This is a genomic window from Dialister sp., assembly GCF_036343215.1.
Classification (GTDB): Bacteria; Bacillota; Negativicutes; order Veillonellales; family Dialisteraceae; genus Dialister.
On sequence record NZ_JAZASU010000002.1, the window covers coordinates 17,041 to 29,539 of the forward strand.

Annotated in this window: 12 protein-coding genes; all 12 read right to left on the reverse strand. The window is 46.1% G+C overall.

The window, feature by feature from the left end:
* Window positions 1–13: 13 nt before the first annotated feature.
* Window positions 14–3,010 carry an ATP-binding protein gene (locus tag VZT47_RS01305; RefSeq protein ID WP_330223179.1) on the reverse strand — a complete coding sequence of 999 codons (2,997 nt, stop codon included), beginning with the start codon at window positions 3,008–3,010 and terminating at the stop codon, window positions 14–16.
* Window positions 2,997–4,277: a metallophosphoesterase family protein gene (locus VZT47_RS01310; RefSeq protein WP_330223180.1), complete on the reverse strand. Its 1,281-nt coding sequence runs from the start codon at window positions 4,275–4,277 to the stop codon at window positions 2,997–2,999. Before VZT47_RS01310 ends, VZT47_RS01305 begins: the two co-directional genes overlap by 14 nt.
* Before the next feature lie 125 nt (window positions 4,278–4,402).
* Window positions 4,403–4,666 (reverse strand): DUF1292 domain-containing protein, encoded by a 264-nt coding sequence (locus VZT47_RS01315; protein ID WP_330223181.1) that lies wholly within the window; start codon window positions 4,664–4,666, stop codon window positions 4,403–4,405.
* A 4-nt stretch (window positions 4,667–4,670) separates the two neighbouring features.
* A complete protein-coding gene (gene ruvX / locus VZT47_RS01320) occupies window positions 4,671–5,099 on the reverse strand; it encodes a Holliday junction resolvase RuvX (protein ID WP_330223182.1) in 429 nt (142 codons plus the stop codon).
* A 1-nt stretch (window position 5,100) separates the two neighbouring features.
* On the reverse strand, window positions 5,101–5,367 hold the full coding sequence (locus VZT47_RS01325; RefSeq protein WP_296953805.1) for an IreB family regulatory phosphoprotein: 267 nt from the start codon (window positions 5,365–5,367) through the stop codon (window positions 5,101–5,103).
* Window positions 5,368–5,379: 12 nt separating this feature from the next.
* Window positions 5,380–7,989 (reverse strand): alanine--tRNA ligase, encoded by a 2,610-nt coding sequence (alaS, locus tag VZT47_RS01330; RefSeq protein WP_330223183.1) that lies wholly within the window; start codon window positions 7,987–7,989, stop codon window positions 5,380–5,382.
* 94 nt (window positions 7,990–8,083) lie between these two features.
* A complete protein-coding gene (locus tag VZT47_RS01335; RefSeq protein ID WP_330223184.1) occupies window positions 8,084–8,866 on the reverse strand; it encodes a nitrilase-related carbon-nitrogen hydrolase in 783 nt (260 codons plus the stop codon).
* A 77-nt stretch (window positions 8,867–8,943) separates the two neighbouring features.
* Window positions 8,944–9,687: a C40 family peptidase gene (locus VZT47_RS01340; protein WP_330223185.1), complete on the reverse strand. Its 744-nt coding sequence runs from the start codon at window positions 9,685–9,687 to the stop codon at window positions 8,944–8,946.
* A gap of 163 nt (window positions 9,688–9,850) precedes the next feature.
* Complete coding sequence (locus VZT47_RS01345; RefSeq protein ID WP_330223186.1) at window positions 9,851–11,086, reverse strand: cation diffusion facilitator family transporter; 1,236 nt, start codon at window positions 11,084–11,086, stop codon at window positions 9,851–9,853.
* 144 nt (window positions 11,087–11,230) lie between these two features.
* Entirely contained in the window at window positions 11,231–11,464 is a 234-nt protein-coding gene (locus VZT47_RS01350; protein ID WP_330223187.1) for a YdbC family protein, read from the reverse strand.
* Between the two features lie 92 nt (window positions 11,465–11,556).
* The gene (locus tag VZT47_RS01355) at window positions 11,557–12,042 is read right to left on the reverse strand and encodes a hypothetical protein (RefSeq protein WP_330223188.1); all 486 of its coding nucleotides are present in this window, start codon (window positions 12,040–12,042) and stop codon (window positions 11,557–11,559) included.
* 33 nt (window positions 12,043–12,075) lie between these two features.
* Complete coding sequence (locus VZT47_RS01360; RefSeq protein WP_330223189.1) at window positions 12,076–12,468, reverse strand: hypothetical protein; 393 nt, start codon at window positions 12,466–12,468, stop codon at window positions 12,076–12,078.
* Between the last annotated feature and the right edge of the window lie 31 nt (window positions 12,469–12,499).

A 12,499-nucleotide genomic window follows, 5' to 3' on the forward strand; every position in this document is an offset into this window, starting at 1 on the left:
TTTTTATTATCTTTTAATACCCTGCCTGTTCAATCTGACCGGAATGAAGTCTGATGAATGCGCCGGTCCCTTTTTCATATCCCACTTCTTCCGCAATATGCATGGTCCGTTCATGGCAGGTAAAGAGGAATATCTGCTGCGTTCTGCCAAGATCCATGAGGAAACGAAGCGTTTCACGCTGCCGTTCTTCATCAAAGCGGACAAATATATCATCCAGCACGATGGGAAGAGGTTCAAGCTGGTTTCCAAAAGACAGAGCCATGGCAAGGCGGATGGAAAGGTATACCTGATCGCCGGTACCGGAGGACCAGATCTTCGCATCCCTCTGACGATGCATGCGGTCTTCAATAACAATACTCTTTCCGCCATCAGAAAGCAGGAGGGAGTACTTGCCCCTTGTCATTTCCTGAAGGAACTCATTTGCCTGCCTTACAATCTGCGGCTGTTTTCCGCTCTCATAAAGGGTCTGGGCCTGATCCAGTATTTCTTCCGCAAAAGTCAGGGTGAGCCAATCTTTGAGATTTTCACGGATTTCCGCCTCGATTCTTTCCTTTCTCTGGAGAGTATCAGTAATGGAATTATCTCCGGCCAGTCGGAAAATCTCATTTTCCACGGCCCCCTGGCTTTTCTGAAGTTCTCCCAGGCGTATTGATTCTTCCTCAATAGCCTTGGAAAGGTTTTTATGGGAATTCATCCAGTCCTCATATTGACCGGTTTCCAGGGATTTCCATAAAGCCTTGAATTCTTCTTCTCCACCCGCAAACATCCTGAGGTCCTGCCGGATTCGTTCCCATTCACGGTTAATCTGATCCCTGTGCTCATGGGCATTCACTTTTGCCGCAAATTCCTCTGCATTTTTTGCATTCACCAGATTAAGGAGAGCATCCATTTCCCTCTTGCAGGAAGTCCAGGAATCATCGAGTTTAGCCATTTCCTTTTCATAGGCTTCATGCTGTCTGTTTTTTTCCTGCAGTGCTTCCCACTCAAGACTTTTTTTATGGGTTTCCTCATAGATAAAAGCAATGCTGTCCGGATTGACAGGGCAGTTCAGACCGGTGGATGAAATAATTGACGCCGCACGGCGGGAAAAAGCGTCCAGCTTCGCATCAATCTGCTCCAGCCGGACATCCAGGATCTTTCCTCTGCCTTCCTCGGAATAGATCTTCTGCCACTGTTCCTGAAGAGCAGACAGGTTTTCAGAGCCCGTAATTGGAAGCTTGTTCCGTTTAAGCCAGGAGTTCCAGTCTTTTTCCGCCTGTTCTTTTTTTTCGGTCAGCGTTTTGCCTTCTTCAACCCACTTCCGGTGCTCCTGTTCCTGTTTTCTGATGGTTTCCATTTTCCAGGAAGCTGCCTGCTTTTGGGCCTGATTTTTATAAAAATCGGCCCGTCTTTCCTGCATCAGGTTGTGAAAGGCCTGGAGATCTTCTGTGGTTTCCGGTATTTTACCTGGAAAATAAGTGGAAATATTTTGTTTTTGCCTGATGACCTCATCCAGTTCTTTTTCCAGCACTGCCACTGTTTTTCCTTTTTTATGAACAGCCCGGTCATGAAGTACATAAAAGAAAACTCCCAATGCAAGAGAAGCCAGGCCTGCATATATGGCGGCATAGCCGGCGGTGGCCATGTAAAATGAGCCAAAACCGCCTGCAGCCCCAAGGATAAACAAAATGGAAAACATAAGCCATGGGGTAAGCCTTTTTTCCTCTTCCCCATTCAACCGTTCAAGTTCAACATGGATATCAGCCTCATGATGAAGGAGCCTTTCCAGGTCAGCTGCCATGGTTTCCACTTTCTGCCATTCTTCCTCGGTCCGGACGTCTTCATTTTCTTCAGGATCTTCGTTCAGCGTCTCAACTTCCGGCTCTCGCCGCTTCCAGAAATGGAGCTCGTTCACCCGGACGCCAAGGCTCCTTGAAAGACGACGTCCTTCTTCCCAGTCCACGTTGACGCATGCATCATCCAGATTTAAAGGTTGGTCCCAGAGAGAAAGCTTATATCCCAGATTAATAAAGTGAATCCGCCAGCTTTCTTTTTCCTGCTCCAGCGCTTCCGCGTCCTTTTCCGTCTGGCGCCATTGTCCCAGATCCACATAAAGTTTATCCAGTTCCCCTGCCATACTTGCCCAGGGGATGATATCCTCCTTTTTCACCGGGCTGTACTCATCTAATTTTTCCTGAAGAACCGTTTTCTGGTCATGAAGAACCTTCATACGGTTCATGAGTTTATTCCATTGCTCTTTCCCGTTGGAAGGAAACATGGTCACCTGCTCTGAAAGTTCCATCTGACGTTTGACTTCAGCAGCCTTCCGATAGTAGTCCCAGGCGCCAAGCCTTTTCTCCAGCTGCCGGTCCTCGTCTTTGTCTTTTTCCAGTTTGTCTGCCAGGATGGCAGTCTGTTTTTTCAGTTCATCCTGTTTTTTCTGAAGGTCTGAAAATTCTTTTTCCTGATTTGACAGTTCATCAAGATTCCGATTGATTTCATTTAAGTCAGAAAGGAGTTGATTGATTTTCCTCTTTCCCTGGGAAGAACCGGCAAGAAGACCGGCTTTGGAATCCTGAATCTGTTTTTTCACATCCGATAATTGATCGCCGCCCTGGAGCATAAAGAAACGGCTTCTTACGGTATCATCGGCAAGAAAAGCGGTCCCCTGCAGATCTTCAAGCCCCATGGCAAAAATCTGTTCATACATATAGCGGTTCAGTCCATGCCACCATATAGCAGGCAGTTCTTCTGCATGTTTTACATGATTCTCGTCTTCAAACCATTTTTCCTTTTCGTTACGATATACCCGGTAACTATTACCATCAGCCCTGATAAACCCCATACTGCCCCGGCGTCCCTGCCATTTGCCGCGACCGTAACCGAACAGCATATCCCTGATAAACCGGAGCATCGTGGTTTTGCCGCTCTCATTTTCCCCCATGACCACGTTCAATGCGGTCTGGGAAGGCTGCCAGGAGGCATTATGGTAAATACCATACTGCTCCAGCTGCAAATCAGTGATTTTCATTATGCTCCTCCTCTTCCGAAAGCATTTCCGCTCCCAGAAGCTCTGCTTTATTGAATGAATCCATCAATAGTTCGTCAGTAATCATGGCCTGTAATTTTCCATTTTTTACAAGTTCCGGCCGAGTTTCCACAATCCGGCGCAATTCTTTCTTCAGGCTTGATTCATCCCGCTGTCGAAGTCGTTCATAAGCTTTCAGATAATTGCCCGTCACATCAGGAAGTTCTCTGCGCTCATTGATATTGATGCCCGCCTTTGTATGATCCAGCAAATCTGTAAACCAGGCAAACAGGTAACGGTGCTGCTCCCTGTCATTAAGCTGCTGAAGAATATAATCTTTTCCATCCTCACTGCTGATAACACGATGGAGTACTCCGCTCCCCTCAATAATGAGACGTATGATATTGGGACGCCCGGTTTGTTCCTTCAAGCCCGCGCGCTGTTTTTCAATGAGCCGGATCAATTCTTCCGTCTGCCCAAGGCCGGTAATATCCACAGACATATCCAGCCACCGGATCGTATCGGTTTCTATAAACTTCATGGTCACTGTACCATAAGCCCCCACGTCAACCAGCCAGCATCCCCGAGGCCCGGTTTCTTTGGGATTAAGCCCCTGGATATTGCCGGGATAAACAATATAAGGGTCCGTAGACAGAGTCGTTCTTGTATGCACATGACCCAGAGCCCAGTAATCCATTCCCGCACTTTTCAAATCATCCACAGAGCACGGAGCATAACCTCCTGAGGATTGACCGGCATCTGTATGAAGCATCCCTATAGAAAAAAGGCCGTTTTCATTTTTCTTAAATTCTTTGGCGAGGTTTTCGCTGACATGACGGGTTTTATAGGAAGTACCATAAACAACTGCCACATTCTCTCCATCCCTGATTAGAGGGCAGGAGGATACATGACCGGAAGGAAAAATATGGACCGATTTCGGAAGCGGTATATCGGCGCGCCAGGCTTCTCCCGGATCATGGTTTCCGTGAACGATAAAAACCTGAATGCCTTCCTGGGCCGCACGATACAGCTCCCTGGCAAATGCCATCTGTGCAGCCAGGCTGTGATGATCGCTGTTGTACACATCCCCGGAAATCAGAATGGCATCCACCCTGTTATCCAGTGCTGCATCAACTATCTTTTCAAACGATTTAAAAGTTGCCTGCCCGATTCTCTCATTCCAGGGGCCGCTCCCGCTCATATGTATATCACGGAAGGGTTCTCCCAGATGTAAGTCCGCACAATGGATGAAAGAAAAATGTTTACCCATGACTCCTCCTGAAAAACCAATTTCCTATATATTCTATCATATTTTGAAAAGTATGGCGCCAATATGTTCTATATGGAAACGGGCAAAGGAAAAGAACTGCAGATTCTGCAGTTCTTTCTGATTCGTCACATGGCATTGTAGATATCGGCTACGGCATCATACTCTTCATCGGACGGAGGAACATACTCGGGTTCCCCATTCTCACCGATATCGATTCTGGCCAGAAGGATATCCGGTTCTTTGTCACCATCTTTTTCATCCAACACTTCCACAAGGACAGCAAATTGTTTCCCTCCGAAGGGAATCACCGTGTCCTGGGCATATTCGCTTTCTACACCTTCAGGACTGGTAATAACGACGCAGACCGGTTCTTCTTTCTTGTCTGTCATAAATTTACCCTCTATTTTTAAAAGACAAATGCTGCAGATATCCATCAAGAATAACCACTGCCGCCATTTTGTCGATTACTTTTTTTCGTTTCCTGCGGCTCACATCGGCCGCAATCAGCTCTTTCTGTGCCATGACCGTAGTAAGCCGTTCATCCCAGAAATGGTACGGAATATCCGGAAAAGCCTGTGCCAGTTCGACAGCAAATTCCTCTGTCCGTTCTGCCCGAACGCCCTTAGTGCCGTTCATATTGAGAGGCATCCCTATGACAAACTCTTCCACTTTGTACTGGTCAGTCAATTCCCTGAGGCGTTTAAAATCTGCTTCCCTCGTAGTGTGACGGATAGTTTCCACACCCTGGGCTGTCCAGCCGAAAATATCGCTGACTGCAACACCTATGGTTTGGGAACCAACGTCCAGACTCATGATACGCATATCAGAGTCCCTTATGCTTCACATAGAAGCGTACCAGTTCTTCAACCAGTTCATCTCTCTCGATCCCGGAGATAAGTCGTCTTGCATCATGACGGCTGGTAATATATGTCGGCTCTCCTGAAACAAGATATCCAACCAGCTGAACGGTCGGATTATGGCCGGCTTCTTTTAAAGCGCCATAGACTTCCTGCAGAATCATGGCAGCCTGGGTGTTTTCCCCTTCATCCGCATTGGTGTTAAATAAAATCGTTTCATCAGAGACTGACATATATATTCCTCCTTATTCAAGCATTTCAGCGATTGCTTTGATGCCTTCCGAAACTGCGTCATTTAATCTGGCAGTATCACGGCCACCGGCCTGTGCGACTGCCGGCTTGCCGCCGCCACCGCCGCCACAGATTTTTGCGGCTCTGGATACGACTTTGCCCATATGGACACCTGTCTTGACCGCTTCGGGAGAAGCCATGCCGACAAGGTTGACTTTATCACCGGAAACGGTACCAAGAATGAATGCACCGCCTTTGAGTTTTGCTTTCACCACATCTGCTGCCTTACGGAGTTCATCCATATTTCCTGCATGAACTACAGCTCCGAAGAAAGGAATTCCTTTCTTTTCCTGTACATTCTTCAGGAGATCGCCCAGTTCGTCTTTTGTCTGCTGCTGTTTCAGCTTATCAAGCTCATGCTGGAGTTCTTTTACTTCAGCCAAAAGCTTTTCAGTCTTTTCCGTAATCTGATCGGGCTTGCCTTTCAGCAGACGGGAAACTTCTTTCAGCATTTCCCGATCTTTTTTCATCAATTCATAAGCGGCTTTGCCTGTTACAGCTTCAATTCTGCGAATTCCTGAGCCGATACCGCCTTCACTGATAATGCGGAAAGAACCGATTTCACCGGTATTTCTGACATGGCTTCCGCCACAAAGTTCCTTGCTGTAGCCCGGAATGGTGACCACACGGACTATATCTCCATATTTTTCACCAAACAGTGCCATAGCACCGGTTTTCTTTGCTTCTTCCAGAGGCATTTCAGTGATATCCACATCGGTGGCTTTAATGATTTCATCATTGACAATCTGTTCCACTTCGGAAAGCTGCTTGTCACTGAGCGGTTCCGGCCAGGTAAAATCAAAGCGAAGACGATCCGGCAGGACCAGGGAACCTGCCTGGTTGACCTGATCTCCAAGAACTCTTCTCAGCGCAGCCTGAAGCATATGGGTACCGGTATGATTTCTGGCAAGATCTTCCCTCCTGATCCGGTCTACCGTTACTTTTACCGTTTCCCCTTCATTGATTATGCCTTCAGTCACCGTACCAATCACATATACGATGCCATCAGGCAGTTTCTTCGTATCTTCTACGGAAATCGTACCTTCTTCACCGACAATGAGACCGGTATCGCCAATCTGTCCACCGCCTTCTGCATGGAAAGGATTGTTGGAGAGGACTGCCGTTACTTCCGTACCATCAGCAGCAGAAGTAATTTCTTTTCCATCCCTGCCCAGGAGAAGAAGTTTTACTTCACCATCATGATCCTTGACTGTCAGTTTGGAAGTATCAAGTTTTGTGGTATCCGGGGTTGCCACTTTGGCAGAAACTTTGGCCCTGGCAGCCCGGGCTCTTTCCTTCTGTTCAGCCATAGCCGCTTCAAAGCCTTTTTCATCAATGGTCATTCCCTGTTCCTTGGCGATTTCATCGGTCAGTTCCCAGGGGAAACCATAAGTATCATAGAGTTTGAATACCTTGTCACCTGTAAGGACGGTATTCTGATGCTTCCTGGCATCTTCCAGCATTTCCGAGAGAAGATCGGTTCCTGCATTCAGGGTGGCATGGAAACGTTCTTCTTCCACACCGGCAACTCTCTTGATGAATGCCTGTTTATCGACAAGTTCCGGATAAGCCGGTTTCATCATATTGATAACAACATCAATCATCTGTCCCATGAAAGCATCCTGAATTCCCAGAAGTTTGCCATAACGGACAGCGCGGCGAAGGATTCTTCTAAGTACATAACCGCGGCCTTCATTGGACGGAAGGATGCCGTCGGCGATCATATTGGTAATGGCACGGGCATGGTCGGAAATAACCTTGAGTGCCACATCGCCCTGGGCACTCTGTCCATAAGGAACACCGGAAAGAGCTGCCGCCTCTTCAATGATTGGGAAGAAAAGATCGGTTTCAAAGTTATTCTTTTTATGCTGGAGCACGGCTGCCAAACGTTCAAGGCCGGCGCCGGTATCGATATTCTTCTTTGCCAGCGGCAGATAAGAACCATCTTTCTGACGATCAAACTGGCTGAATACAAGGTTCCAGATTTCCAGGAAACGATCACCATCACCGCCCATCTGGTTTTCCGGATCCGTACCAAATTCCTCTCCCTGGTCATAGAAAATTTCGGAGTCCGGTCCGCAGGGGCCTTCACCGATTTCCCAGAAATTATCGCTGAGAGGATATATATGGTTTTCGGGAAGCCCGATCATTTTATGCCAGTAATCATGGGCTTCCTGGTCGTCCGGATAAATGGTGACGTAAAGCCGGGACTGGTCAAGCTTAATGACTTCGGTCAGGAATTCCCAGGCCCAGGTAATAGCTTCTTTCTTGAAATAATCGCCAAAAGAGAAATTTCCCAGCATTTCAAAGAAAGTATGATGGCGGGCCGTATGACCTACGTTTTCAATATCACCAGTACGGATGCACTTCTGACTGGTGGTTACCCTGTGTCTCGGCGGTTCCACTTTACCTGTGAAATAAGGCTTCAGCGGTGCCATGCCTGCGCCAATCAAAAGAAGACTCGGATCATCTTTCGGAATCAGCGAAAAGCTCTTCATTCTCAGATGGCCTTTTTTATTTTCGAAAAATGACAGATATGCTTCACGAATATCGTTACCCTTCATGATATACCCCCTTAAAGTAGTTGTTTCTTCATTATATATGACTTATGGCAACCATGCAAATGGATTTCATGGGAACCATTAAAATTTGGAAACTCTATTGCCCTTCGGAACGAATTTCCTTTTCCAGGCGGATTACCGCCAGCTGTCTCCCCAAATCTTTATATTTAATCTCATCATAGTCGGCATAGTAAATATGTTCATCCAGGTCACCTTCTACCTGAACCTGACCCACGGGATCGATAAACATGGAATGACCGCCCAGCTGGACGCCATGATAGGTTCCCGCCATATTCACCGCACAGATGCACATGCCGTTTTCTATAGCCCTTGCCCTGGTCAGGATTCCCCACTGGTACAGATGCACTTTGGGCCAGGAAGCCGGTGCCAGCACAAGAGTAGTTCCCGACTTGGCCATTCTGCGCCACATTTTAGGAAAATAAAATTCATAGCACACGGCCATACCCGTCCTGACCCCATTGATATCAGTACACATAAGATGAGTCCCCGGTGCCATGAGTTCTGCCTCGAGATAACCGTAAAAAAGATGACGTTTGCTGTAATGGGCTTTCAGGCGTCCGTCCGGACCGAATATGAGACCCATGTTTTTTACTATGCCATTTTTTTCGACAGGAAGAGTTCCTGCCGCCAGGGTGATGTGATGAAATGCTGCAAAGGAGGAAAGTCTATTTATCAAACCATCATTGACATGAGTAACCCTTTCCTGAAAATCCCTGAAATTATAACCGATGGTCCATAATTCAGGCATAACCAGCACATTGGCCTGACGGGCCGCTTCTTCCAGCATATCAAAGGCATGCCTGATGTTCCTTTCCTTGTTCCCTTCCGCCACATCCATCTGCAGCATTCCTATTCTCATCCAATCACTTCCCGGTTCATTTACGAATAAAAGGCTGCAGGAAATAAAGTATTCCAATACAGCCTTTTCGATCCATCTTATAAGACACGATTGGCACCGATGTAACGATCATGCCAATAGCCATTCTTCATAGTAGCTACAGCCACACCGCGGCTGCTGGTCGCACTGATAAAATATCCGTCTCCCAGATATAGTCCGGAATGAGAAATACCCTGATCGTATGTCTGGAAGAATACCAGATCTCCCGGTTCCAGGGAATTTACGGAGACTTTTCTACCGGAAAGATACTGCTCATCAGCAGCCCGGGGCAGAAGGATTCCCTTTCGGTTAAATACATACTGGATAAATCCGGAACAATCAAACCCTCTCGGAGTTGTTCCGCCAAACTGATAAGGAACCCCTACATATTTTTGTGCCTCCGTCATAATGGCACGAACTTTATCACTGAGCTTGCCTGCCTTGTGCCATTCCACAAGGGCATCATTGATACCCATACGGGAATTTATCTTCCCCGTTCTTCTATTTTTATCAGCTTTCTTTCCCTCCGGCATTGCCTTACCCATCAGTGCTTTATATGTAACAGGCCCGACAATTCCGTCAGCATCAAGATGTTTTCTCTTCTGAAATTTTTTTACCGCATTGCTGGTAGCTTTATTATATTTACCATCAGTTTTTACTTTAAAGCCATATACTTTGAGCCGCTTCTGGAGACTTTTAACTTCACTCCCCTGTGAACCGATCATATAATCCGCCATTGATATATCTGCAGTACCCAGAGCGAGGATGCCTGTCAGCAGCAATATGTATAACTTCTTTTTCATATCTGCACTCCCTTACCGCTTCCGTTATGGAAAATCCATACCCGCTTTCACAGTATCTGATTATCCTGCGCTGATTCAGTCTATATTTTATCACAAACGAAATCATATTTCTTTACAAAATCGCGGCTTTATCATATTTGGCATCAATCAGGGGGTAATCCTTTCATTCCCCGGAATCATTTTCCGCCCTGTACTTTTCATGATTTTCTGCGAGAGATGCAATTCTTTGCGCTTCGTCTTTATCAGCGCCATATACTTTGCCGCTGATGAAATTACGGTCTACCATGATTTCGACCGTATAGGCAGGATTCATCTTCTTCAGATTTCCTGATATGATTGTATAAATGTCTTCATCTTTAAGCTTGCAGGGACCTTTCAGGGCCAGTTCAAAAGAAACATGAATTTCCCCATTCCGTTCCTCCACAAAGAAATCATGATAGGATAAAGGCAGACTGCTGCGGTAAATGGCAGATTCCAGATCTCTTCTGTATTCGGCTTCCCGGGGATTGGAAACCGCCTTAGGATCCGCATGAATCGTTGCCTGCACATGCAGTTTTTCCCGAAGGATAGTCGTCACATTCTCTGTCAGTTCATGACTTTCCACAAGATTCAGATCACTATCCAGCTCCACATGGGCTGTGGCAAAGTGATTCTCCGGTCCATAATCATGAACAATCAGATCATGAACTCCATAAACCCCGGGGCAGGACAGGATGCAGTCTTTTATCCTTTTATACACTTCCGTATCCGGACTGGATCCGAGAATGGAATTGATGGCTTTTTTCATAATTCCATACCCTGTCCAGAGGATAAAGAGGGACATGCAGATTCCCATGATACCATCAATATGAATCTGGAAAAAATACTCAACGAGAGTGGCTATGAGTACTCCTGTTGTAGAAAGCATATCGGAAAGGGAATCTGCACTGTAGGCGTCAAAAGAGCCGGAATTCAATCTCTTTCCTGCCCGCTTATACCACCAGGCCAGAAAAAGTTTTGCCACAAGGCCAATGACGAGAACTAAAGTAACAAGAGGCGTAAAAGCCGTATCAGCAGGATTCAGGATTTTCTGGGCAGACTCTACGAGGAGTGTAATTCCCACATAAAGGATCACTGCAGCCATGACAGTTGAATTGATATACTCCAGTCTGCCATGACCAAAAGGATGCTCTTTATCTGAAGGTTTTGCAGCATAATAAAAAGTCATCATCAGGAGAGTAACAGACCCCATATCCGTGATATTATTGAACCCGTCACCGATAACAGACAGGAATCCGCTCTGCCAGCCCACAAATATTTTAAAAGAGCCGAGCAGAAAATTAATGAGCAGACCTACGAGGCCTACTATCAATGCCTGCTTCGTCCTTAACCCGTGAGGTCCCGAAAATAAAAAAGACATTTTTGACTCCTTCATAATAAACCAGAAGCACTAAGAACAGGCGTATTTTATGTATAATATCGGCTACAGAAAAAGAAATGGATTGCCTAAACCCCTTAAATACGCCAAAAGGCTCTCCTGTCGGAGAGCCTTTTTACATTATAATCAATACTTGTCGAAATCGAGATTATTCAGGATTTCCCGGAGCTTCAGCATCTCATCCTTAGTCAGAGTCAAGCCCTTGGTCATCGCCGTATGATCCGGATTCCAGGAACGAAGATCAAATTTCTCATCCCGGTTATTCCAGCTCGTATAAGTCAGTTGTTTTTTCCATCCATTGGAAGCAACCGAGAGATCCCCCAGTTCCTCCTGAATGGTGTAAGTAATTTTAGCTGCCATTTCCATCACCTCATAGAGTAATAAACATGGCATAATCGTATCATACTATGTCCGTTAAATCAACTTATTCAGCCAAAATGACTTAATCAGAATCAAACCGCTTCTTCCTGCTTTCTTTCCACCCAATCCTGAAAATAAATCTTGTCCCCCAGAGACACATACGATAACTGTACCGGCAGTGCCACAATGCCCCCGGTAATCCGGGCACCGATATACAGCCTGTTCCAGCCGCTGGAAACCCCGGCTACTTCCTTATAATCCACAGGCATATAAAACGAACGGAGAGAGATATAATAATCAGAATTGACGAAAGACCAGGGAACTGCTACAAGAAGCTTCTTCTCACAAATCAGGGCGACCGGGCAATGAAGCTTGTGAATACGAAGTAATGAGAAAGCAATCACCGCAAGCGCAACAATATAAAGGATAATGCCATGATTCAGGTCATGCGTAATGGCTATAATGATAGCACCGGCACTCATGATGACATATAGCAGAGACATAAGCACAATATATGTGTTTGACCGGCAGCACTCCCAAAGCACTTTACCGTAGGTTTCCTCGTTATATGTATCCACTGTCTATAATTCCTCCTTCGAAGGTTATCGTGTTTACCGAACCGGCTTCCAGGGCTTTCTGCTTCTGGGCGGACCAAATACAGTCTCATACAGCACCCATTGGGAAGCACGGCCGGAAATCCATCCATTCAATCTGCTTTTACCGGAAACTTTTCCAGCAGGTCTCAAATCAGGCCCATCAAAAGTATTTACGGTTAAAGTTCTTCCATCTTTTAATGCGGCTGTCCTCATGGCAGGATTTTTTATTTTTCTGTTCTTGTTTGCTATTGTAGCATCTTTTTGCACTTCGTCAAATGATTCTGCAAATTTCTTTTTTCCTGCTTCAGAATTGGCGGATTTTTCCTTCTTTCCCCAGGCATTCCTTATTTTCTCCCTGAGGGAAGCGAAATCATATGCATCTCCGATACTGATCGTTTCTTTCTTCATATATTTCTCCATCTGCAGAAATATTTTCAGG